Origin of the sequence: Rhodoferax sp., assembly GCF_023700745.1 — a bacterium.
In the GTDB taxonomy this organism is placed as follows: Bacteria; Pseudomonadota; Gammaproteobacteria; order Burkholderiales; family Burkholderiaceae_C; genus Rhodoferax.
This window is the reverse complement of sequence record NZ_JAMPYG010000003.1, coordinates 214,883-237,479: the sequence shown is the minus strand read 5'-3', so window position 1 is coordinate 237,479 and position 22,597 is coordinate 214,883. Positions and strand designations below refer to the sequence as shown.

Here is a 22,597-nt window from a genome sequence, read left to right as displayed (position 1 = left end):
GGTGAGGTGAATGGTTGAGCTGTGCATTTTCGCGCAATGGGGCCAGGTGATGGCGTTGGTGTCCATTCCGGTCACTTGCTACCATTGCCGGCATGAACCCAACTGCTTGTCCGCGCATCGTGCTGGTCACGCTCAACGCACGCTACATCCACGCCTCGCTGGGCTTGCGTTACCTGCTGGCCAATCTTGACCGGCATGGCGGCGCGGGCTTGCGCGCGTTGACCGTGCTGCGCGAGTACACGATTTCCCGGCCCGCGCAGGATGTGGTGGCGGACCTGCTGGCCACGCTGGGGCCGGCGGCAGAAGCGACACCGCAGATAGTGGGTTTTGGCGTGTACATCTGGAACGTGACGCAAACCACCGAGCTGATCCGTCTGCTCAAGGCCGCGCGGCCCGACCTCAAGCTGGTGCTGGGCGGGCCGGAGGTGAGCCATGAGACCGGGCAACAAACCATCACCTCATTGGCCGACCATGTGATCACCGGCTGGGGCGACGTGAGTTTTGCCAAACTCTGCCGCGCGCTGCTGCATGGTCCGCAGCCGCTCATGAAAATCATTCCCGGCGAGCAGCCGCCGCTGGCCGAGCTGAACTTGCCCTACGGCGAATACAGCGATGCCGATCTGGCGCACCGCCTGCTGTACGTGGAGGCTTCGCGCGGTTGCCCGTTCAAGTGCGAGTTTTGCCTGAGCGCGCTCGACAAGACCGCCTGGGCTTTTGAGCTGGACCGGGTGCTGGCGGCGCTGGATGTTTTGCACCAGCGCGGCGCGCGCACCTTCAAGTTTGTCGATCGCACCTTCAATCTGAAGATTGAGCATTCGGTGCGTATCCTGCAATTTTTTTTGGATCGGCTGCCACCGTCCAATGCCCCGGCAAGCGTGCAACTGTTCTTGCACTTCGAGGTCATCCCCGACCACCTGCCCGAGCGCCTGCGGGCCATGCTGGCGCAGTTTCCGCCGGGCGTGCTGCAGTTGGAAGTCGGCGTACAAAGCTTCAACGTGGCGGTGCAGCAAACCATCTCGCGGCGTCAGGACAACGACGCCACCGAGTCCAACCTGCGCTGGCTGCTGGCCCACACCCATGCACACCTGCATGTCGACCTGATTTTTGGCCTGCCCGGGGAAACCCTGCAAAGTTTTGCCGACGGCTTTGACCGGCTGCTGGCGATTGGACCGCACGAAATCCAGCTTGGCATGTTGAAACGTCTGTGCGGCGCGCCGATTGCCCGCCACAGCGCGGCACATGGCATGGTTTACGCGCCGGAGCCGCCCTACACCGTGCAGCACACCGGGGTGGTTGACGCCGCCACGTTGCAGCGCTTTGGTCGCTTGGCGCGCTATTGGGAACTGCTGGCCAATTCCGGCCGTTTCGCGCAGACGCTTTCACTGCTGCTGCACCCCTCACCGGTTGATGGCAGCGCTGTGGTGTCGCCGTTCTGGCGTTTCATGGCGTTCTCAAGCTGGCTGTGGCAGCGCCAGGGCAGCACGCACCGGCTGACGCCCGAGGCGCTGGTGGATGCCTTGTTTGACTACCTCAGCATCAGCCTGTCGCCAGCCTTGGTGCGCCAGGCCCTGCTGGCAGACTACCTGGCGAGCGGCGCACGCGCCAACCCCAAGGCGCTGCACGGCCTGTTGCCCAGGCGCACAGCGTCCCCCGACAAGGCCGGCCGCACGCTGGCCACCCGGCAGCACCGCCACCGCGAACTCACACCTCATCCCAATCCTTCCAGTCCACGGCATGGTGGGTCCGGTAAAGGTTGACCGCATTGCCCACGGTGGGAGCAAAAATGTCGTGGCCGATCAGGTCCAGCGTGCCGTAATTTTTCAGCCGGTCTTTCACCTGGCCCTTGAGTCCGGCAAACCACAGCTCGATGCCCTGCTGTTTCAGGTCGAGGTACAGGCTGGCCAGCATGTCGGCGGCCGTGATGTCGATGTCGGTAATGGCATCGGCCACCACTACCAGGCGCCGCGTCGGGGTGGGTGCAGTCGCAATGGCGCGCTGCACCTGTTCCTGAAAAATTTCGCCGTTGGCAAAAAAGAGTTGTGCATCCCAGCGGAACAGGACCAGGCCGGGCACGCGCCGGCCCTCGGGGTGCCGGGTGATGTCGTGGTAACCCTTGGTGCGGTCCACGCGCGCCAGCACCGCAAAGTAAGGGTGCCAAGCGTTCCACAGTAACACCAGCATGGTCATTGCCAGGGTGATGAAAATACCTTCGATCACGCCGATCAGAGCGACGCCGACAAAGCTGGTCAGCGACAGGGCAAATTCCACTTTGCGCTGCCGGTACATCTGCCGCATGCCCGCCACATCGGCAAATGACAGGCAGGCAGCAATCACCACGGCGCCCAGCACGGCGTTGGGCAGACTCTGCAGCCATCCGGTGCCCCAGACCAGCAGCAGGGCAATAGCCAGCGCACCCACCAGACCGGTCACCTGGGTTTTGGCCCCGGCGGCTTCAGCCACCGGGGTGCGCGAGGCGCTGCTGCTGATGGCGAAACCCTGAGCCAGTCCGGTGGCGATATTGGCCAGGCCCAGCGCCACCATCTCCTGGCTCTGACTGACGCGGTAGCCACCACGTTGCGCCAGCGCGCGCGACAACACACTGGTATCGGTGAACGACAGCAGGGAAATCATGATGGCGCCGGGCAGCAATTGCAGCACGTCGTGCCAGGACACCAGGGGAAACCGCCAGTGCGGCAGGCCTTGCGGCAGCCGACCCAGCACGGACAAATGGGCCGTGTCTGCCAGGTCGAACCAAGCCGAAACGCCCGTGGCCAGCAGCACCACCAGCAACAGGCCGGGCCAGCGTGGCCGACTACGCGCCAGCAGCAGAATCAGGGCCAGACTGGTGCAACCGGTCAACAGCGCCACCAGATTGCTCTGCCCGCTGACCAGGTTTTGCAGCAGATGGACCAACTGGTCAAACAAGCCGCCCGACGTGGCTGGAATACCCAGTATTTTTGGCAATTGCCCGACCAGCACGGTCAGGGCGATGGCGTTCAAAAAGCCAATCCGGATGGGTTTGGACAGCAGGTCGGCCAGCAGGCCCAGGCGGGCCAGCCCGATCAGCATGGAGCAGACCCCTGACAAAATGGCCAGCATGCCCGCCAGCAGCACGGCGCGCTCGACACTGCCAGCGGCCAGCGGCAGGATCAGCGCCGCTATCACCGCCGTCAGCGTTGAATCGGGGCCCAGCACCAGAATGCGGCTGGGGCCAAAAATGGCGTACACGATCAGGGGAATGAGGGTGGCGTACAAGCCATGGATGGCGGGCAGACCCGAGGCTTCGGCATAACCCATGCCCACCGGCACCAGGATGGCGGTGAGCGCCAGGCCCGCCACCAGATCACGGAGCAACCAGGCGGACTGGTAGTTCAGCAAGGTGGACAAGCCGGGTGCCCAGCTAGGCAGCAGGCGAATGGTTTTCCAGAAAGCGTGCATCAAACTAAACCGCTGGGTGAATGGGCTTACGCAAAGGAATCGTCATGGTTGGCAACAAGTTTACGATTCCCCCAGTCAACGCAGCAAGAACCCGCCCCGTTACCATTGCCGCCATGAAAAAGAACGTTCTTGCCGTCCACGCCGCCTGCCCCTGTGACAGCGGCTTGCCCTATGGCGATTGTTGTGGCCGCTGGCATGCGGGTTGGGCGCAGGGCCTGCACGCCCCGACTCCCGAGGCGCTGATGCGCTCGCGTTACAGCGCCTACGGGCTGGGCCTGATCGACTACCTGCTGGCCACCTGGCACCCGTCCACATCACCCGGCGAGCTGGAACTGCCGCCGCTCAAATGGCTCGGGCTGGAGGTGCGCCACGCCCAGGCCTCGGGCGACGCAGGGGTGGTGGAGTTTGTCGCGCGTTACCGCGACAACGGGCGTGGTGGGCGCATGCACGAGCTCAGCCGCTTTGTCTTTGAGGACGGACGCTGGTTGTACATCGACGGCGAGCAGCAGGCGCCGGATTGACGCGTCGGCGGGCATCTCAGGCGGCGGGTAGCCAGAGCGTGACCGTGGTGCCCTCGCCCAATTTGCTTTCCACAGTCACTTCGCCGCCATGGATTTCGACGATCTCCCGGACGATGCTCATGCCCAGTCCGGTGCCCGGGATCTTGCCGGTGCTGTCGGCACGATAAAAGCGCTCGAAGACGCGCGCCACTTCTTCCGGGCGCATGCCGATGCCGTGGTCACGCACCTCGATGCCGAAGCGGCCTACGCTGTGATGCACTTCCTGAAGAAAGCTCAGGCAGATTGAGCCGCCGCGCGGTGAGTACTTGTAGGCATTGGCGAGCACGTTAAGAAGCGCCTGTTGTATCTTTTTGCGGTCAACCCGTACCAGCAGCGTTTCATTGGATGCCCGAATTTGCGGTGCTTCGCGCGCCGCCGGCAATTTGTAGCCCGCTACCGCCTCGTTCACCAACTCGTCCAGGGACAGCCGTTCCAACACGAAGTCCTTGCCGCGGCGCGCCTCGATGCGCGCCAGGTCCAGCAGTTCGTTGATGATGGAGGCCATCAGCTCGGACTGACGGAAGATGGTGGACAGCATGTCCTTGCGCTCGTCCGCGTCGAAATCGCGCATCAGCAAGAGCTCGCAGTAACCGTAAATGCTTGCCATCGGCGTGCGTAACTCATGGGCTGCCGTGGTCAGGAACTCGCTTTTCATGCGGTCCACTTCGGTCTCGTGCGTGACATCGCGCAGGTACAGAATTTGCGACACATTTTCGGCCTGCGACAGCCTGATGCCGACCTCCAGCACGCGCTGCCCCGGGCCTGCCAGCTCAATCAGGCAGTGCCGAATCCTGACCTGTTGCGCCGGCGTACCGTCGTCGCGCATGTTTTTGCGTTCCAAACGCAGCGCAGCAACGCCCGGAAAAACGGACTCGGGCAAGCATTTGCTGGCCAGCAGCCCGGAAAATTGGGCTTCGTCCTGGCCGATGATGTCGCTGGCCTCGGTGCCCGTCATGCGCAGGAAAGCCAGGTTGGCAAACGTCACTTTGCGCTCGGCATCGAAAGACACAAATCCGTCCGGGCTCAGATCAAAAATGGCATTCAACTGTTCGGTGCGGTCACGGTTTGTGGCCTGTGACTGCTCCAGCTGTGCCGTTCGCAGGGCCACTTTTTCTTCAAGGGACGACTCAGAAATCCGGACCGCGTTGACCATGACCTCAAAGGCCATGGCCAGCTGTGCCACTTCTCCGGCGCTGGTTTTTGGCACGGCAATGCCCAGGTCGCCGGTCTCGGCCACCTGGTGGGCCGTGTTGGTCAATTCGGTCAGCGGCGCAATCAGAACGCGCGACACGCGTCGGGCCCAGACAATGACCAGCAGCACCATCAACAGGCCGGCCAGGCCATAGCCCAGTCCGAGCGGCAGCAGCTTGTTATCAAAAGGCTGAAAGCGGTCCCGCACCACCACTTCCAGCGGGTAAGGCAGCGCCTCGGGCCGATCCTTGAAGAGCGCAGCGCTGGCCTGCTGCAGGTTAGCCGGCGCGTCCTGCGCCGCCTGAACACCCACCAGCACTTCCGTGCTGCCGGTACGCTGTAGCGCAACGTCGCTCAGATCAAGATCTTTGGGCACGGACTGCAGGATGTCATTCAAATCAAGCTGCGTCACCACCACCCCTTCCACCGTGCCGGTGTAGCCAAAAACGACGCCGTGGTAAACCGTCCAGCCCAGATGGCCGTTTGGCAGCAAGGCCAATTCACGCAGCGTCTTGCCGTCGACCATGACCTGCTTGAAAAGGGCGGAGTCCGGGTGGCAATTGGACAGCGGTGAGCGGGTTCCAGCCAGCCGTGTACCGTTGATGTCGCACAACGCCAGCCCGCTGGACGCCGCAATCGGGAAATTGTAGTTTTCCAGAAACGGCACCACGTAGGAATCACGACCTTTGGAATCGAGCAGCGCGGTCATGAACATCGGATTGTTCGCCAGTGCGGTGACAGAGCTCTCGACGACCTTGATCGATGCTTCCAGACGTTCGACGACGCGGCCAGATTTTTCCTGAAGCCGTTCATGCTGGGTGCTGGCTTCGACCCAGTAGATGACGGCCAGTGACATCAGGGCCACCAGCGCAATGCTGGCAATGGCAATGAACGCCGCCTGCAGCGCGAAGGTATTGGCCAGGCTGGAGGCGCGCCAGCGCCTGAGCCTGTTGAGGGATTCCTGCAAGTTCAGCAAGCTGGCCTCAGGGTTTTGTTTTCAGCATCGGCTCAATGGCGCCATCGGTCGCAAAACGCGCCATGAAGACTTCATTGATGCTGAGCGCGTCATGCCGTTTGGCCGTGAAAGGTTTGTCGAGCGGGCGTACCAGGCCCTTGTACGGCCCCAGGTTTTCCAGCGCCTGGCGCACCGCCGTGCGTTCCGTGGTCTTGGCTTTTTTGATCGCCATGGCGAGCAAATGCACCAGGTCATAGGCATGCGCCACGCCAACCGGAGAGACCACCTTGCGCGGGTCGTCGCTGCCGGTGATGGACTTCAAACCCGCCAGCACGCTCTTGGTCTTGGCATCGGTCTTGCCAATAAAAGAATACGTCTGCACCACCGACAAGTCGACCGACTTCATGGCTGCGCCCGCCTGCTCGAAAAACTGTCCGCCGGTGAGACCCCAATGCGCTACCAGCGGCAAGCGCTGGTCTGGCGGCAGCTTGGCCATTTCCCTGACCAGAATCACCGCCTCCTTGTCATTGGCGACGAAGATGACCGCCTGAGCCTCCGCGTTGCGCAGCGCTTGGTAATGCTCGATCATGCTGGCATCACCCCAGTTGTACCACTTGGCTGCGACGATGTCTTGGCGCGTGTCCTTGCTTGCGGTCTCTTCAGCGGCCTTGAGGCTGCTGCGCCCCCATTCGGTGTTGGGCAGCAAGATGCCTACCTTTCTGTAGCCCTGTTTGAGGGCATGGCGCATCATGACCTGCAAGGCCCAGGAGTCCCTGAGCGACAGGCGAAACACATAGTTGGGCGAAAAATCGTTGTCGGTGATGCTGTCGGCGGCGGCCCAGGGGTCGAGCATCAGCAGCTTGAGGCGGTGGATTTCGGGCAGCATCTCGACCACCACCGGGCTGTAGCGGCCACACATGACCGCCACCACGTCGGGGTCGGCTGCCAATTCGCGCAGGTTGTTCAGGGAGCGCGCAGGCACCGCCCGGTTGTCGCGTTCGATGACTTCGAGTTGGCGCCCGAGCAAGCCACCGGCGGCATTGATTTCGTTGACGGCCAGCTGCGCACCGGCACGCACTGCCTGCGCCGAAGTGGCGTTGGGAATGCCGAATTCGGCATCAATGGCAATCTTGATATTGCCCGCTGCCAAGGCGCTGGCAGACAGGGCTAACAAGACCGAAGTCAGCAGAAACGAGACAAACTTTTTGAGACGGGTTTTCACAGGCAGCTCCAGAGAGGGGACAGGTCGAATTGTCCGCCGAAACCTGGCTGGTGACCCGGCATGCTTGGTCTCAAGCCAGCAGCCGCCGGATCAACACGGGCGAGCCAATAGGCGGCTGCGGGGCGATTTGCAGATGGGTCAGGAGTGCGCGGCTGGCGTTTTCCGCAGTCCGCTGATCGGCTGCATGCACAACCGTTAGCAACTCGCCCGCCTGCACCGCCTGGCCCAGCTGGGCAAACTGGCTGAAGCCCACCCGCGCATCAATCGTGTCGCTGGCCTGGCGCCGGCCGCCACCGAGTTCCACCACGGCAAGGCCGATGTCGCGCGTGGCCATGGCCGCGACAAAACCACTGCACGGTGCCAGCACCGGCAGTTGAACCGGCGCCGTGGGCAGGTAGTGGCCGGGGCGCTGGCAAAAGTCCACCGGGCCGCCCAGCGCGCTGACCATGCGTGCGAACTGTTCCAGTGCGCGGCCATTGTGCAAGGCGTCATCCACCTGTTGCCGCGCCTGTGCGTCGTCCGCCGCCAGGCCGCCCATGACGAGCAGTTCGGCGGACAGGGCGCGGGTCACATCGAGCAAACGGGGCTCACGCCAGTGGCCGGTCAAGAAGTCGACGGCTTCCCGCACCTCCAGCGCGTTGCCACAAGCGCTGCCCAGCACCTGGTTCATGTCGGTGAGCCAGGCGCGCGTGGGCAGGTCGGCGCCGTTGGCCACCTGCACCAAGGATTCGGCCAGGGTGGTGGCCATGGCAGAACTGTCGGCAAAAGCGCCGTTGCCCACTTTCACGTCCATGACCAGCCCCTGCAATCCGGCGGCGAGCTTTTTCGACAGGATGCTGGCGGTGATCAAGGGTACGGATTCGACCGTGGCCGTAACGTCGCGAATGGCGTACAGCCGGCGGTCGGCTGGCGCCAGCTCGGCGGTCTGGCCAATGATGGCGCAGCCGGCACTTTTCAGGGCGCGGTGCAGCGCGGCCACGTCGGGCGCCGCGTTGTAGCCCGGAATGCTGGCCAGCTTGTCGAGCGTGCCGCCGGTGTGGCCCAGACCACGCCCCGAGATCATGGGCACCACACCGCCACAGGCTGCCACGATGGGGGCCAGCATCAGGCTGACCTTGTCACCGACGCCGCCGGTGGAATGCTTGTCCAGCAGCGGGCCGTTCAGGTGGGCGGTGCGCCAGTCCATCACCAGCCCGGAGTGCGTCATGGCCCGGGTCAGGTCGACGGTTTCCGTGCGGCTCATGCCCTTGAGGAACATGGCCATGGCCAGCGCGGCAGCCTGGCCTTCGCTCCAGGAGCCATCCACCAGGCCACGCACAAAAGCGTCGATGTGGGCGCGCTCCAGCGTCTGGCCGTCGCGTTTGATGCGGATGATTTCCTGGGCCAGCATGGTGTGTTTTTCAGTAAGCATTGCGCGGCGCTGGCGTGGGTTCGGCCGTGCCGGACAGCAGCGCCTCGATGTCGTTCAACAGGCTGCTGGCGCCAATGCGAAAACGCTGCGGGGTCAGGGCGTGTGCGCCCAGCAGTTCTTGCGTCAGGGCCAGGTACGCGGCGGCCTCGGCCACGGTGCGAATGCCCCCGGCGGCCTTGAAGCCCACACGCTGGCGCGCGGCCGGGCTGGCGGCAACGGCACCGAGCATGATGCGCGCCGCCTCCAGGGTGGCGCTGACCGGGGTTTTGCCGGTGCTGGTTTTCAGAAAATCGGCGCCGCTGTCCAGACTGAGTTGGCAGGCGCGCTCCATCAGCGCGGGCGTTTTGAGTTCGCCGGTTTCCAGAATCACTTTGAGCAGCAGGCCGGGGCAGGCCCGGCGCACAGCCAACAACAGTTGACTGGCGGCGCGGTCCTCACCGGCCATCAGGCTGCGGTAGGGCAGCACCACATCGATTTCTTGCGCACCGGCTTGCACGATCTGCGCCGTGTCGCGCACGGCGGCATTGATGTCGGCGTCGCCATACGGGAAATTGGCTACCGCCGCTACGCCGATGGCGGTCGGCAAGTGGCTGCGTGCAAAAGCCGCCAGGCGCGGCCAGACGCACACGGCAGCCACCGGGCCAAACGGGCTTTGCGCCCGCCGGCACAGGGCGGCAATGTCGGCTTCGGTGTCGGCCGCGTTCAGGCTGGTGAGGTCCAGGCAGGCCAGCGCCAGGCGGGCGTTGTGCCGTGGCTGGTCCGGCCCGTCGCGAGGGTGGTCAGGCGGCATCATGGCAGGGAGCCCATCTTGGCAATGATGTCTGCCAGCAAACGACTGGCACTTGCACTACCGGCCTGCGCTTGCTGCAGGGTGTGGGCATGGCTCAGATGTTCGGCCGACAGCCCCGCGCCCAGGTTGGTGATGAAGGACAGCGCCAGCACGCGCAGGCCCAGATGACGCGCCAGGATGGTTTCGGGCACGGTGCTCATGCCCACGGCATCGGCGCCGAGCAGCCGGGCCATGCGGATCTCGGCCGGGGTTTCGAATTGCGGGCCGAAAAACCAGGCATAAACCCCTTCAAACAGCGTGGCACCTTGTGCCTGGGCCACGTCCCGGGCGTGGGCGCGCAGCGCCGGGTCATAGGCGTCGACCATGTTGACAAAGCGCTCCGAGCCCGCCAGGCCGACCAGTGGCGAGCGCTGCGGCAGATTCAGGTGGTCGCTCAGCAGCATCAGGCTTTGCGGCGGCATCTCCGGGCGCAAACTGCCGGCCGCGTTGGTTTGCACCAGCGTGTGGCAGCCCAGACTTTTGAGCACGCGCAAGGGCTCGGCCATGCCGTCGACCGCACCGGTTTCATAGCCATGCTGGCGTCCGCTCAGCACCGCCACCGGTTGCGCGCCCAGGTGTCCGAGCCACAAACTGCCGCCGTGGCCGGCCACACCGGGTTGCGGGAAACCGGCCAACTCGCTGTAGGGAATCTGGATGGCGTCAGTGAGGTGCGCAGTCAGCCCGCCCCAGCCCGAGCCCAGCACCACGGCGATGCGTGGCTGCAGACCGGGCGCGCGCTGGCGGACGGTGTCGATGGCGTTCATGGTGTGTACTGGCCTGCGTTTGATCAGGCCTTGATGTGGCCTGGGCCAAAGCTTTCGGGCAGCAATTGCGCCAGGGTATGGCGCGGGCCCAGCGCCAACTCGGTGGCGCTCAGGATGAGCAAATCGGGCGTGCCAAATTCACGGAGTTTTTGACGGCAGCCGCCGCAAGGGGTGATCCAGTTGCCATCGTCACCGCTGCCCACCACCAGCACAGCGCGCGCCTGCCGCCCGCCCGCCAGCACCATCGCGCTCAAGGCGGCGGCTTCGGCACACAGGCCCTCGGGGTAGGCGGCGTTTTCGACATTGCAACCGGCGTGGATGCGGCCCTGCTCGTCGAGCACGGCGGCGCCCACGGGGTAGTTGGAATACGGCGCGTAGGCCTTGTTCCGGGCCTGGCGTGCGGCTTGCAGCAGCGCCTGCTGCTGGCTGTCGGTGAGGGTGAAGGCTGGCATGGCTGCACTTTACCGTGGGTTGGGCGATTGGCCATGCCAGAAAGAAATCAGCGCTTGATGGGGCGGGGCCTTTTGCGGATCAATCAAGGCGTGATCTACGTCGTCCTTCAGGCCCACCCCCGTCAGTTGCTGCTGGCGCGCCTGGATGAGCAACTGGTGCAGCGTGCGCGCGGCAGCATCGATGGACAAGCCAGCCAGGCGGATGTTCGAGATGCAATTGCGCGCCGCATCGCTGGTGCCGGCTTGGGGCGCCCAGGTGATGTAGAGGCCCATGCTGTCGGGCGAGCTCAAACCCGGGCGCTCGCCGATCAGCACCACCACGGTGTTGGCGCGCAAGGCGGTCCCCACTTCGTCGCCGATGGCGACCCGGCCCTGTTCCACCACGGTCAGCGGCGCCACGTTCCAAGGCTGGGTATCCAACTGCAGGCGCTGCAGCATCAGCGCCACCAGGGCCACCGCGTTCTGGTGGATCGCCAGTGACGACAGGCCATCCACCACCACAAAGGCGACGTCGAAGCCCGGCGCCGCGCCCTGCCGTGTCTGCCACTCGGCCAATGCCTGCAGCGAGGCCGCATCAAGCCGGCGCCCCAGGTCTGGCCGCTGCAGGTACATGGCGCGGCTGGTGGCCTGGCTGTGCAGTCGCATGGTGGGCCGGCCCAGGCCTTGCAGGTCGGCTTGCATCCCGTGCGCGTCCAAGGGCAGCTGCACCGCGTCACGCGCCTCGGCGTGCGCCAGCTGGAACGCCAGGTGTGCGGCGGTCGGCAGGCTGCGCCCGGCGCGCCCCAGGGCGATGCGGGCATCGGTGAAGTTTTTCAGCGCCTCCCAGGGCGTGGGCGTGACCAGCGCGGGTTGCGTTGGCGGTCCTGCGCGCGCGGGCGTGTTGTGCTGCGCTACCACGTCAGACGCCTCCGAGTTGTTGCAGCGCGGGCGCAAAGGCGGCTGGCAGCCGGTCGGCCAGCGCCGGCGCAGACGCGTTGCCCGCGGTGGTGATGCCCATGGCTTGCTGCCAGGCCTCGAATTCCGGGGCGGCGCGCAAGCCCAGCAGTTGGCGTAAAACGAGCGCGTCATGGAACGAGGTGCTTTGGTAGTTGAGCATGATGTCGTCCGAACCGGGCACGCCCATGATGAAGTTGCAACCGGCTGCGCCCAGCATCAGCATCAGGCTGTCCATGTCGTCGCCATCGGCTTCGGCGTGGTTGGTGTAACACACGTCGCAGCCCATCGGCAGGCCGAGCAGCTTGCCGCAAAAGTGGTCTTCCAGGCCGGCACGCGCAATCTGCTTGCCGTTGAACAAGTACTCGGGGCCGATGAAGCCGACCACGGTGTTGACCAGCAGCGGCTTGAAATGCCGCGCCACCGCGTAGGCGCGCGCCTCAAGCGTTTGTTGGTCGCAGCCGTGGTGGGCATTGGCGCTCAGTGCACTGCCCTGGCCGGTCTCGAAATACATCACATGCGCACCGCGCTGGCCATCGCTAAACAATGCGCCGCGCTGCAGGGACAGGGCGGCCTCACGCGCTTGCTGCAACAGCGCCAGCGTGATCCCAAAGCTGCTGTTGGTGGCCTCGGTGCCGCCAATCGACTGGAACACCAAGTCCACCGGCGCGCCGCGCTCGATCGCCTGCAGCGTGTTGGTCACATGCGTGAGCACACACGACTGGGTCGGAATGCCATAGTGGCCGATCACATCGTCCAGCATGTGCAGCAGCCGCACCACCTGGGGCAGGTTGTCGCTGGCCGGGTTGATGCCGATCACGGCGTCGCCACTGCCCAGTAACAGGCCGTCGAGCAGGCTGGCGGCAATGCCTTGCAGGTCGTCGGTCGGGTGGTTGGGTTGCAGCCGCGTGGCCAAGTGGTTTTTGAGGCCCAGGGTGTTGCGCAAACGGGTGACAACTTCGCACTTGCTGGCGACCAGCACCAGGTCTTGCAGGCGGCACAGCTTGCTCACGGCGGCCACCATCTCGGGCGTCAGACCAGGCGCCAGGGCGGACAAGCTGGCGCTGCTGGCGTGGCTTGATAGCAGCCAGTTGCGCAGCTCACCCACGGTCAGGTGGCTCACCGGCGCGAAGGCGCTTGCGTCATGGCTGTCCAGAATCAGCCGCGTGACGTCGTCGTTTTCATACGGCACCACAGCTTCATGGAGAAAGCTGCGCAGGGGCAGGTCGGCCAGCGCCATTTGCGCCGCGATGCGCTCCCTGGCATCCAGCGCCGCCACACCGGCCAACTGGTCGCCCGAGCGCAGCGGGCTGGCCTTGGCCAGCAGCGTGCGCAGGTCCGCAAACTGATAACGCTGTTGGCCGATGGTGTGGCTGGTGGGCATGATTTTGGAGTGTACTGACGGAAACGCAGTTATCGCTTGTCAGCCACGTTCACCTTCGACCCCCGCATCATGGTGAGCGCCAGCACCGCCGAGGCCACCATCAGCAGCAGGCTCACGGCATTGAGCACCGGCGTGGCGCCTTCGCGCATGCGGCCGTACATCATCACGGTGAGCGGCGCATCGGAGCCGACCAGCATCAGCGTGGTGTTGAAGTTCTCGAAACTCATCAGGAACGAGATGGCCGCCGAGCCGATCAATGCCGGTCTCAGGTACGGCAGGGTGATGGTCCAGAGTACCGCTGCGCGTGATGCACCCAGGTTGTAGGCGGCTTCTTCCAGCGTGACGTCAAAGCGCTTGAGGCGCGCGGTGATGGTGAGCGTGGCAATCGACACGATGTAGGAAAACTGGCCCAGCACCACCAGTGGCAGGCCTGGGCGCAAGAACTCCAGCTCCAGCCCCCACAGGTCGTCGGCCAGGTTGGCCATGCGGCTGGCAAACGCCAGGATCGAGATGCCCAGAATGACCCCCGGAATCACCAGCGGCGCAAGCATCAGCAGGTTCAGCGCCTGTTTGCCGCGAAATTGCGTGCGCTCAATCAAAAATGCGTTGGCGGTACCGACCACCACCGACAGCAGCGTGACCCAACTCGCCACCACCACGCTGGTCCACAGGCTGCCCAGCATGGCGCTGTCAGCAAACAGGCCAGTGCGGCCGGCGCCGTCGTGGCCAAAAAACCAGTCCAGCGTGAAGCCGCGCCAGGGAGGTGCCGGGTAGGGTGCGTCGTTGAAGGCAAACACCGCCACCACGACCAGCGGCAGAAACAAAAAGGCAAAGAACAGCACGCCATAGACGACGGTGCTGGCACGCAGCCACAGCGGGCGGGGCAGGGATGCGATCATGTTTTTTGCATCACTTCGTCAAATTTTTGCCCACTTAATTTCAGACCCAGCCAAACGATGGCGGTGCTCAAGCCCAGCAGCAAAAAGCCGAATGCTGCGCCCTGCTCCCAGTTGAAGCGGGTGATGAACTGGGTGTAGATCTGCTCGGTGAACCACTGCGAGTTTTTGCCGCCCAGCAGCGTTGGTGTCAGGTAGTTGCCCAGGGTGAGCATGAACACCACGATGCAGCCGGCCACGATGCCCGGCGCGGCGTGCGGAATGACGATTTGCCGCAGGATCGACCAGCCGTTGCCGCCGAGGTCGTAGGCGGCTTCGATCAGTGAGTCGTCCAGGCTCTCCAGGGCGCTGATCAGCGGGATCACCATGAACAGCATCGAGGTGTAGACCAGCCCGACCAGGATGGTGGCGTCGTGGTAGAGCATTTCCACGGGCGCCGGCGTGACACCCAGGCTGACCAGCAGGGCGGGCAGCACGCCGGACTCGCGCAGCAGGATCATCCAGCCCAGCGTACGCACGGTTTCACTGACCCAGAACGGGATCAGGCACATGACAAACAGCATGGATTGGTTGCGACCCCGGGCGATCTTGGCAATCGTCCACGCCACCGGAAAGGCCATCAGCAGCGTGATGGCGGTGGCCACGATCGACATCAGCGCAGTGCGCACAAAGGTGTGCCAGTACAGCGGTTCTTCGACAAAAGTGGCGAATTGCGCCAGGCTGGGTTCGTACACCCGTGGCGCCACGCGCTCGCGCAGAGACAGGATGCCCAACTCCACATGCGGCAGCACGATCAGCCCCATCAGCCACAGCAGCGCGGGTGCCAGCAGCAACAGCAGCATCAGGCGGGCCTGGGTTTTCATGGCTCAACTGGCAAAACACACCGCCCGTTGCGCGTCGAAGCCGAAGGCCACGGCCTCGCCCACCGTCAGGTCGGCGAACTCACCGGTTTGCGGCAAGGCGATGCGGAATTCGGTGTTGGACTGCGCCTCGCGCAGCAGCACCGCCGAGTTGGCGCCGTCAAACAGCAGGCTGTCCACGCGGGCGCTAAAACTCGGCAAACCGGCCTTTTTCAACACGTCGGCGTTGCGCGCCAGACGTGCCACTTCGGGACGCACAAAGGCTTCGACCGCAGCGCCCCGGGCCAGCTTGCCGATGGCGCGTGCCGGGATCACCAGACCCTCAGGACTGGTCACGCTGACCGCATTGCCGTTGACTTCCGTGGCGACCCCGGCGATGCGGTTGTTGGCACCGACAAAGCCCGCCACAAACGGCGTTTGCGGCTCGTAATAGAGCTGCTGCGGCGTGCCGACCTGCTCGAAGCGGCCGTGGTTCATCACCGCCACATGGTCAGACAGCACCAGCGCTTCGGACTGGTCGTGCGTGATGTAGACAAAGGTGGTGCCAAAAGCCGCCTGCAAGGCTTTCAGCTCGATCTTCATGTGCTCGCGCAGTTTCAAATCCAGCGCGCCCAGTGGCTCGTCGAGCAGCAGCAGGGTCGGCTCCAGCACCAGGCTGCGGGCAATTGCCACGCGCTGTTTTTGTCCGCCCGAGAGCTGGTCGACGCGCTTGTCCTGGGCACCGGCCAGGCTGACGCGCTCCAGCATCTCGCCGACACGGCGCCTGATTTCGTCTTTGGCGACGCCGCGGCGCGCCAGCCCGTAGCCGACGTTGTCGCCCACATTCATCATCGGAAACAACGCCAGGTGCTGGAACACCATGTTGACCGGGCGCTTGTTGGGTGGCACCTGGTTCATGGTCTGGCCGCCGATCCGGATCTCGCCGCCGTCTGGTTCCAGGAAGCCCGCAATCATGCGCAGCAGCGTGGTCTTGCCGCAGCCCGAGGGGCCGAGGATGGAAAAAAAACTGCCCCGCTCGACCGAGAACGAGAGTTCGTCCACCGCCCGGAAAGCACCGTAGTGCTTGGCCACGCGGGTGGCCTGCAGGTCAGGTTGGGCCGTCAAAATCAGTTGGCCGCCTTGATGCGGTCCAGCACGCGGCCTTCGATGTCTTCAATGCCGGCCGGCACAGCCGGGTACCACTTGATGTTTTTCAGCGCGGCTTCAGGGAAGCTGGCGGCAAACTGGGTTTTCAGCTTGGCATCCATCAACTGATCGGCGCCTTTGGAGGCGGTGAAGTTGCCGGCAGCACTGGCGACCCTGGCGGCAATTTCGGGGCGCATGTTGAAGTTGATCCAGGCGTAGGCGGCAGCGTCATTCTTGCCCTTGGCCGGGATGGCAAAGGTGTCGATCCAGCCCAGCGCGCCGGATTTGGGCGCGATGAACTGGATCTCGGCCTTTTCTCCATTCAGTTTCCAGCCACCCGTGTCCCACATCATGGCGCCGACAACTTCGCCGGTGCGCATGCCGTTGAGCAACTGGTCTTTGTTGTCCCAGAAGAACTTCAGGTTGGGCTTGCAGGCCATCATGGTTTTGCCCACTTCATCCATCAGTGTCGCGTAGGCTTTGGGGTTGCCGTACAGCGCAAACGGGTCTTTGCCCGAGGCGAAGGCAAAGGCCAGCAGCGTCGGGCGCTTCAGGCGCACGGCGGTCTTGCCCTTGACGTCGGCACGGCACAGATCCGGGTAGTCGGCCATCTTGGTGAGGCTGGTGTTGACCACCAGGCCATCGGTGCCCCAGATGTGCGGCAGGCCGTAGACCTTGCCGGCAAGCGTGGTGTTTTTCTTGGTGGCTTCGAGCATCGAGGGGATGAACAGTTCGGCCTTGAGCTTGCCCAGGTCCATCGGCTTGTAAATGCCAAATTCCTGTTGTGGGCCGGTGATGCGGTCTTGCGAGGGCTGGGCCAGATCAAAGCCGGCACCACCCGTGGCGCGCAGCTTGGAGATCATCTCTTCGTTGTTGGACAGGGTGAGTTCGACCTTGTAGCCGCTTTCTTTCTCGAACTGCGCCACCACATCGGCAGGCGCGTAATCAGCCCAGGTCAGCAGGCGCAGGGTTTTTCCCTGGGCCATGGCAGAGCCAGCGACACCGAGGGCGACAACGCCGGCAGCGAGCAATGAATAACGCAATTTCATGGTACATCCTTGAAGTGGTTCAATGGGGTCGTTGAAAACGAATCAGGCACACCGGCCTGAGCGGGGCATGGTATGTCAGGCAAGTGACATTTTGATGTCAATCGCGCGCGGCGGTCAATGGGTTTTCCCTTGGGTCGCTGATGCCGCTAACATCAGCAAGTCATGTTGCAGGAGGTTTCACCCATGCCAGTTGTCGTCGTCGCCAACCCCAAGGGAGGTGTGGGAAAGTCCACGCTGTCCACCCAAATTGCCGGCTACTTTGCCAGCCAGAACCACCGTGTGATGCTGGGCGATGCCGACCGTCAGCAGTCGAGCAAGCTCTGGTTGTCCTTGCGCCCGGACAACGCGCGGGCCATAAGCAGTTGGGAGCTGGGCAACGACCAGATAGCCAAACCACCCAAGGGGACGACCCATGTGGTGCTGGACACCCCCGCCGGTCTGCACGGCAAGCGGCTCAAGGAGCTTCTCAAGCGCGCCCACAAAGTGGTGGTTCCCTTGCAGCCCAGCGTGTTTGACATTTTTGCCACGCAGGACTTTTTGAATGAACTGGCCGACAGCGCCCGCGCCGCCAAAATCGAGATTGGCATTGTCGGCATGCGGGTGGACGAGCGTACCCGCGCCGCCGAGCAGTTGCACGCCTTTGTGGAAGCCACCGGCCTGCCCGTGCTGGGCTATGTGCGCGACACGCAAAACTACGTCCAGTTGGCGGCGCGCGGCTTGACTGTGTTCGACTTGCCGCCTGAGCGCGTTGCGCGGGACCTGGCCCAGTGGCAAGCCATTTGCCACTGGCTGGATCAGTAGCCCGCTGGTAAGGCGCGGTAGGTCCGGGCCATTTTTTCATAAGGCTACACAAACCACTTGTTAGCTATACCCGCGCAGTGGCTGGCTTTGACAGCTTCCTCATACTGGAGTACCAGAAATCGTCAGCCGCCAAAGCCAGCCACTGCGCTGGCGTCTGTGCAGTAGCCTGAGTCTGGTAACTGCATTTGCCTTCAAAACTTCCGCATATCACTTTATCGCGCGGTAACCCGTAGGGGCGGCCACCGATTTCTGGTACCCCAGTATGAGGTGGCCGCCCCTACGGGTTACCGCGCGGAGCGCATCACCGCAGTTTGCATACGGCAAGATAAGGGAGAGACTTGGAAGTCACCTCAGCCCAAATGCTTGCCCACAATCCCTGCCAGTTCAAACATGGTCACCTGCGGCTTGCCAAAGACGGCCAGCAGTTTGTCGTCGGCGTTGATGGCGCGTTTGTTGGTGGCATCCTGCAGCTGGTTGGCCTTGATGTAGTCCCACAACTTTTTGATGACCTGGGCGCGCGCCACGGGCTCGGCACCAATGACGGCAGCCAGGGCCGCGCTGGGCGTGGAGCCCGCGCTCCCTGCGGCCGGTGCTTTGCGCGGTGCTTTGGCAGTGGCCGCCTTGGCCACTTTTTTGGCCGGTGCTTTCGCTGTTTTTTTGGCAGTTGGACTTTTTGCGGCAGTGCCCGCTTTGGCCGCCACCGCTGCCCTGGTCAGCGGGCTTGCCGCAGTTTTGCGCGGCGGAAACTTGCTGGGGGCAAACTCGAAATTCACCTTGCCCGCTGCCGCGTCCCAGGTCAGCATGGCCTTGAAGGCGCGCCGGGTGCGCATCGACACAAACTTGTCGAGCAAATCGGTCTTGCCGGTGGCCAGCAGCTTGACCATCTGCGCGCGCTCGATCGGCTGCTGCAGGATGATTTGGCCGGTCTTGAAGTCGCAGCTCGGTGTGGCTTGTGCGTGTGTCGGCACCGATTTTTCGCAGACGTAGTTTTTGCCATGCTCAAACACGCCCGCGCCGCATTTCGGGCAGGCGCCGAGACTGGTTTGCGCCGAGAAGTCGATCAGTTCACCGGATTCCTCGCCGTTCTTGTCGTCGCCAAAGTCGAATTCCAGCTTGTAGTTCTTGCTTTCCTCGTCGAACTTGATGACCATTTCGGCGGTGAATGGCCAGCCCGCCTTGGAGCGGAAACCGCTCAGGGGGCCGATCTTGCGGTCGCGCAGGAATTGCTCGACTTCAGCCAGCTCGAAGGTCCGGCCTGCGGGCGTTTTGCCAAAGGAGAAGCCGCAGCCGTCGCTTTTGCCGTCGGCGCCGGTGCAGGCGTAGCGGCGGTAGTTTTCTTTCACGACGCCGCCGCAGTTGGGGCAGGGCGTGTGCAGCGTGGCGTAGTCGCCCGGCACCGTGTCGCGGTCGTATTCCTTGGCTTTCCTGACCATGCGCTCGGTCATGGCGGCAATCTCATTCATGAAGGTTTCGCGCTTGAGCTTGCCGTGCTCCATTTGCGCCAGCTTGAATTCCCACTCGCCGGTGAGTTCGGCTTTGGTGAGTTCCTGCACGTCGAGGCCGCGCAGCAGCGTCATCAACTGGAAGGCCTTGGCGGTGGGAATCAGCTCGCGGCCTTCGCGCAGCATGTAGGCTTCGGAGATCAGGCCTTCGATGATGCTGGAGCGGGTGGCGGGCGTGCCCAGGCCTTTTTCCTGCATGGCTTCGCGCAGCTCGTCGTCTTCCACGGTTTTGCCGGCGCCCTCCATGGCCCCCAGCAAAGTGGCCTCGGTGTAGCGCGCCGGGGGTCGGGTTTTCAGGGCCTTGGGGTCGACCGCTTCGGCCTTGACCCGCTCGCCTGGCGCCACCGGCACCAGGTTGCCCGCGTTCTTGTCGTCGCCGTCCTTGCTTTCTTCCGCGGCTTCCTTGCCGTAGATCGCCAGCCAGCCCGGCTTGACGAGCACCTTGCCTTCGGTCTTGAAGCTGTGACCGACAGCGGTTGAAATGCGGGTGGTGATCTGGTATTCGGCGGCCGGGAAAAACACCGCCATGAAACGGCGCACCACCAGGTCGTAAATTTTTTGCTCGGCCTCACTCAGACCGTGCGGCGCCTGCAGCGTCGGGATGATGGCAAAGTGGTCGCTGACCTTGGCATTGTCAAAAATGCGTTTGCTGGGGCGGATGTAGTGGTTGTTGAGGGCGGTGAGCGCGTGCGGCGCCAGGTGCTTCAGGCCGCTGTCGGCGAGCATCTCGAAGGTTTGCTTGACCACCGGCACATAGTCTTCGGGCAGCGCGCGCGAGTCGGTCCGCGGATAGGTCAGGGCCTTGTGGCGTTCGTACAGGCTTTGTGCAATCGACAGCGTGGTTTTGGCGCTGAAACCGAATTTGCCGTTGGCCTCGCGTTGCAGGCTGGTCAGATCAAACAGCAGCGGCGACACCTGCGTCGTTGGTTTGCTTTCCTCGGTGACCGTGGTTTGCTGGCCGCGCACCGCCTCGGCAATGGCCTGGGCTTCGCGCTGGCTCCAGACCCGGTCGGCCTTGAGTTCGGCGTCCACCTCGTCGTTCCCCGCGGCCGCATTGGCCGCCGCGCGTTTCCACGTCGGGTCAAACCATTTGGCCGGGTAGTCACCGGCCTGCGCGGCAAATGTGGCGTGAATTTCCCAGTAGTCGCGGCTGATGAATTTGCGAATTTTTTCCTCGCGCTCCACCACCACGCTCAAGGTGGGCGTTTGCACCCGGCCCACGGTGGTCAAAAAGAAACCGCCGTCGCGTGAGTTGAAGGCGGTGAGGGCCCGCGTGCCGTTGATGCCGACCAGCCAGTCAGCCTCGCTGCGGCAGCGCGCAGCATCGGCCAGCGGCTGCATCTGGGCGTTGGAGCGCAACGCGCCGAAGCCGTCGCGGATGGCCTGCGGTGTCATGCTTTGCAGCCACAGCCGCTGGACGGGTTTGCCCAGCGGCTTGCTGCCGCCAGCGTACTGTTCGATCAGCCTGAAAATCAGCTCACCCTCGCGCCCGGCGTCGCAGGCATTGACGAGCTGGCCCACATCCTTGCGCTTGGCCTGCTTGACCACGGCGTTGAGCCGTGTCTTGGTTTTGTCGACGGGTTTGAGGTCGAAGTGCGGCGGAATCACCGGCAGATGGGCAAAGCTCCACTTGCCGCGTTTCACGTCAAAGGCTTCGGGTGCCTGGATTTCCACCAGGTGGCCGACCGCGCTGGTGACCACATGGGTGTCGTTTTCAAAATGCTCGTCGTGTTTTTCAAACTTGCCCGACACCGGCGTCAGGGCGCGCACGATGTCTTGGGCGACCGAAGGTTTTTCAGCAATGATCAATGTTTTCATCTGACTACAATCCATTTTCTCGCGCTCGCACGGGCGGGCACGCGCAGGCAGGTACGCACACGCGCACCCATACGAGTCCACGATACCAAATTTTTTAACGTGTCAATCAAATCGCCTTCAATTTCACGCCGCATCCAGGTTCGTCGTTCTGCCGTCCACGGCAAGGGCGTCTATGCGCTGCAGGACATTGCTGCCGGTGACGCCTTGATCGAATACGTGGGCGAGATCATCACCTGGGAAGAAGCCCAGGCGCGGCACCCGCATGACCCGCAGAACCCCAACCACACGTTTTATTTTCACATTGACGAAACCCGTGTCATTGACGCGCTGTATGGTGGCAACTCGTCGCGCTGGATCAACCACTCCTGTGACCCCAATTGCGAAGCCGACGAGCAGGACGGCCGCATTTTCATCAAGGCGCTGCGCGACATTGCTGCCGGCGAAGAGCTCAATTACGACTATGGCCTGATCATTGACGAGCGCTACACCAAAAAGCTCAAGGCCGAGTACCCATGCTGGTGCGGCGCAGCAAGCTGCCGGGGCACCCTGCTGGCGCCCAAGCGGCGCTGAACCATGGCCGTCACACCCGCCCTCCCTGTGCGCTGGCCTGCCGAGGCCATCTGGCAAGCCGTGGCGCCTGCGCTGCCGGGCTTTACCGTGGAGGTCTTGCCGGCAGTGGACTCGACCAATTCCGAGCTGATGCGCCGCGCCCGCGCCGGCCGCCTGGAGCCCGTGCTGCTGGTGGCCGAGCAACAAACCGCCGGGCGTGGCCGCATGGGGCGGCAGTGGCACAGTGGCGCGCAGACGGCAGGCCAGCGCGGTCAGGCGCTGACTTTTTCACTGGGCCTGAATCTGGCGCCGGCCGACTGGTCGGGGCTGTCGCTGGCGGTGGGCTTGAGCGTGGCGCAAAGCCTGCATCCTGACATTCGCCTGAAGTGGCCCAACGACCTGTGGTGGCATGATCGCAAGCTAGCCGGTATTTTGCTTGAGACCGTCAACCGGGGGGAAGCCGGCGCCAGTCGTTATGTGGTGATTGGCATTGGCCTCAACCTGCTCGTGCCTGATGCGACCGGCCTGTCCATTGCCCCGGCCGGTTTGCTGGAGTTGTTGCCGGGAGTGGATGCGGCGCAGGCCTTGTCGCTTGTGGCGGCCCCATTGGTGCAGACCGTGCAGCGCTTTGAGACGCACGGTTTTGCACCGTTCCAGAAGGCCTTCAACATGCGTGACGCGCTGGCGCAGTTGCCGGTCACGCTCAGTGATGGTTTGCAGGGTGTAGCGCAAGGCGTGGATGCCAGCGGCGCGCTGCGGGTCGTCAGCGCCCAAGGCGTGCAGCGCATCACCAGCGCCGAGGTCAGCGTGCGCGTCCAGCCGGCCCCTGGTTATGGCCATGTGTGAGGTGCAGGCCTG

At 63.7% G+C, this 22,597-nt stretch carries 18 protein-coding genes and 1 pseudogene; 5 read left to right on the top strand and 14 right to left on the bottom strand.

The features are described from left to right. Positions 1–92: 92 nt before the first annotated feature. Positions 93–1,757 (top strand): DUF4080 domain-containing protein, encoded by a 1,665-nt coding sequence (locus NDJ10_RS04940; protein ID WP_296160061.1) that lies wholly within the window; start codon positions 93–95, stop codon positions 1,755–1,757. Here NDJ10_RS04940 and NDJ10_RS04935 read toward each other — a convergent pair. Then, positions 1,702–3,438, bottom strand: coding sequence for a SulP family inorganic anion transporter (locus tag NDJ10_RS04935; RefSeq protein ID WP_296160060.1), 1,737 nt, complete (start codon positions 3,436–3,438; stop codon positions 1,702–1,704). The two genes, NDJ10_RS04940 and NDJ10_RS04935, sit on opposite strands and share 56 nt — an antisense overlap. 113 nt (positions 3,439–3,551) lie before the next feature. Here NDJ10_RS04935 and NDJ10_RS04930 point away from each other — a divergent pair, with 113 nt between their 5' ends. Beyond that, a complete protein-coding gene (locus tag NDJ10_RS04930; protein ID WP_296160059.1) occupies positions 3,552–3,959 on the top strand; it encodes a YchJ family protein in 408 nt (135 codons plus the stop codon). Positions 3,960–3,975: 16 nt separating this feature from the next. Here the strand turns inward: NDJ10_RS04930 and NDJ10_RS04925 are convergent, their stop codons facing one another. The 12 genes from NDJ10_RS04925 to NDJ10_RS04870 all read right to left on the bottom strand — a co-directional run bounded on the left by NDJ10_RS04925 (position 3,976) and on the right by NDJ10_RS04870 (position 17,069). After that, complete coding sequence (locus NDJ10_RS04925) at positions 3,976–6,165, bottom strand: ATP-binding protein (protein ID WP_296160058.1); 2,190 nt, start codon at positions 6,163–6,165, stop codon at positions 3,976–3,978. Between the two features lie 7 nt (positions 6,166–6,172). Further along, on the bottom strand, positions 6,173–7,366 hold the full coding sequence (locus NDJ10_RS04920) for an ABC transporter substrate-binding protein (protein WP_296160057.1): 1,194 nt from the start codon (positions 7,364–7,366) through the stop codon (positions 6,173–6,175). Between the two features lie 70 nt (positions 7,367–7,436). Next, positions 7,437–8,777 carry a thymidine phosphorylase gene (gene deoA, locus NDJ10_RS04915; RefSeq protein ID WP_296160056.1) on the bottom strand — a complete coding sequence of 447 codons (1,341 nt, stop codon included), beginning with the start codon at positions 8,775–8,777 and terminating at the stop codon, positions 7,437–7,439. Further along, positions 8,767–9,570 (bottom strand): deoxyribose-phosphate aldolase, encoded by an 804-nt coding sequence (gene deoC / locus NDJ10_RS04910; RefSeq protein WP_296160055.1) that lies wholly within the window; start codon positions 9,568–9,570, stop codon positions 8,767–8,769. Before deoC ends, deoA begins: the two co-directional genes overlap by 11 nt. Next, a complete protein-coding gene (locus NDJ10_RS04905; RefSeq protein ID WP_296160054.1) occupies positions 9,567–10,370 on the bottom strand; it encodes a purine-nucleoside phosphorylase in 804 nt (267 codons plus the stop codon). The genes deoC and NDJ10_RS04905 overlap by 4 nt, the downstream gene beginning before the upstream one ends. A gap of 23 nt (positions 10,371–10,393) precedes the next feature. Beyond that, positions 10,394–10,822: a cytidine deaminase gene (locus tag NDJ10_RS04900; protein WP_296160053.1), complete on the bottom strand. Its 429-nt coding sequence runs from the start codon at positions 10,820–10,822 to the stop codon at positions 10,394–10,396. A gap of 9 nt (positions 10,823–10,831) precedes the next feature. After that, the gene (gene eutC, locus NDJ10_RS04895) at positions 10,832–11,719 is read right to left on the bottom strand and encodes an ethanolamine ammonia-lyase subunit EutC (protein ID WP_296160052.1); all 888 of its coding nucleotides are present in this window, start codon (positions 11,717–11,719) and stop codon (positions 10,832–10,834) included. A gap of 1 nt (position 11,720) precedes the next feature. Then, on the bottom strand, positions 11,721–13,142 hold the full coding sequence (locus tag NDJ10_RS04890; RefSeq protein WP_296160122.1) for an ethanolamine ammonia-lyase subunit EutB: 1,422 nt from the start codon (positions 13,140–13,142) through the stop codon (positions 11,721–11,723). 26 nt (positions 13,143–13,168) lie between these two features. Next, a complete protein-coding gene (locus NDJ10_RS04885; protein ID WP_296160051.1) occupies positions 13,169–14,038 on the bottom strand; it encodes an ABC transporter permease in 870 nt (289 codons plus the stop codon). After that, positions 14,035–14,898 (bottom strand): ABC transporter permease, encoded by an 864-nt coding sequence (locus tag NDJ10_RS04880; protein WP_296160050.1) that lies wholly within the window; start codon positions 14,896–14,898, stop codon positions 14,035–14,037. Before NDJ10_RS04880 ends, NDJ10_RS04885 begins: the two co-directional genes overlap by 4 nt. Positions 14,899–14,901: 3 nt before the next feature. Further along, positions 14,902–15,999, bottom strand: a complete 1,098-nt coding sequence (locus NDJ10_RS04875) for an ABC transporter ATP-binding protein (protein WP_296160048.1) — start codon at positions 15,997–15,999, stop codon at positions 14,902–14,904. Positions 16,000–16,001: 2 nt separating this feature from the next. Next, positions 16,002–17,069, bottom strand: coding sequence for an extracellular solute-binding protein (locus NDJ10_RS04870; RefSeq protein WP_296160047.1), 1,068 nt, complete (start codon positions 17,067–17,069; stop codon positions 16,002–16,004). A gap of 183 nt (positions 17,070–17,252) precedes the next feature. Here NDJ10_RS04870 and NDJ10_RS04865 point away from each other — a divergent pair, with 183 nt between their 5' ends. Then, the gene (locus NDJ10_RS04865; RefSeq protein WP_296160046.1) at positions 17,253–17,870 is read left to right on the top strand and encodes a ParA family protein; all 618 of its coding nucleotides are present in this window, start codon (positions 17,253–17,255) and stop codon (positions 17,868–17,870) included. Between the two features lie 350 nt (positions 17,871–18,220). On the opposite strand, the gene NDJ10_RS04860 is transcribed toward NDJ10_RS04865, so the two are convergent. After that, positions 18,221–21,190 (bottom strand): DNA topoisomerase III, encoded by a 2,970-nt coding sequence (locus tag NDJ10_RS04860; RefSeq protein WP_296160045.1) that lies wholly within the window; start codon positions 21,188–21,190, stop codon positions 18,221–18,223. A gap of 69 nt (positions 21,191–21,259) precedes the next feature. On the opposite strand from NDJ10_RS04860, the pseudogene NDJ10_RS04855 reads away from it, so the two are divergent. Both NDJ10_RS04855 and NDJ10_RS04850 read left to right on the top strand, forming a co-directional pair. Continuing rightward, positions 21,260–21,754 (top strand): annotated as a pseudogene (locus NDJ10_RS04855) (SET domain-containing protein-lysine N-methyltransferase); the annotation flags it as partial. Between the two features lie 9 nt (positions 21,755–21,763). Further along, the gene (locus NDJ10_RS04850) at positions 21,764–22,585 is read left to right on the top strand and encodes a biotin--[acetyl-CoA-carboxylase] ligase (protein WP_296160043.1); all 822 of its coding nucleotides are present in this window, start codon (positions 21,764–21,766) and stop codon (positions 22,583–22,585) included. Positions 22,586–22,597: the final 12 nt, after the last annotated feature.

Coding starts and splice junctions, on each gene's coding strand:
- NDJ10_RS04940 (WP_296160061.1), top strand. CDS start 93: ATGAACCCAACTGCTTGTCCGCGCATCGTGCTGGTCACGCTCAACGCA.
- NDJ10_RS04880 (WP_296160050.1), bottom strand. CDS start 14,898: ATGAAAACCCAGGCCCGCCTGATGCTGCTGTTGCTGCTGGCACCCGCG.
- NDJ10_RS04930 (WP_296160059.1), top strand. CDS start 3,552: ATGAAAAAGAACGTTCTTGCCGTCCACGCCGCCTGCCCCTGTGACAGC.
- NDJ10_RS04935 (WP_296160060.1), bottom strand. CDS start 3,438: ATGCACGCTTTCTGGAAAACCATTCGCCTGCTGCCTAGCTGGGCACCC.
- NDJ10_RS04850 (WP_296160043.1), top strand. CDS start 21,764: ATGGCCGTCACACCCGCCCTCCCTGTGCGCTGGCCTGCCGAGGCCATC.
- NDJ10_RS04885 (WP_296160051.1), bottom strand. CDS start 14,038: ATGATCGCATCCCTGCCCCGCCCGCTGTGGCTGCGTGCCAGCACCGTC.
- NDJ10_RS04900 (WP_296160053.1), bottom strand. CDS start 10,822: ATGCCAGCCTTCACCCTCACCGACAGCCAGCAGCAGGCGCTGCTGCAA.
- NDJ10_RS04870 (WP_296160047.1), bottom strand. CDS start 17,069: ATGAAATTGCGTTATTCATTGCTCGCTGCCGGCGTTGTCGCCCTCGGT.
- NDJ10_RS04865 (WP_296160046.1), top strand. CDS start 17,253: ATGCCAGTTGTCGTCGTCGCCAACCCCAAGGGAGGTGTGGGAAAGTCC.
- NDJ10_RS04860 (WP_296160045.1), bottom strand. CDS start 21,190: ATGAAAACATTGATCATTGCTGAAAAACCTTCGGTCGCCCAAGACATC.
- deoC (WP_296160055.1), bottom strand. CDS start 9,570: ATGATGCCGCCTGACCACCCTCGCGACGGGCCGGACCAGCCACGGCAC.
- NDJ10_RS04905 (WP_296160054.1), bottom strand. CDS start 10,370: ATGAACGCCATCGACACCGTCCGCCAGCGCGCGCCCGGTCTGCAGCCA.
- deoA (WP_296160056.1), bottom strand. CDS start 8,777: ATGCTTACTGAAAAACACACCATGCTGGCCCAGGAAATCATCCGCATC.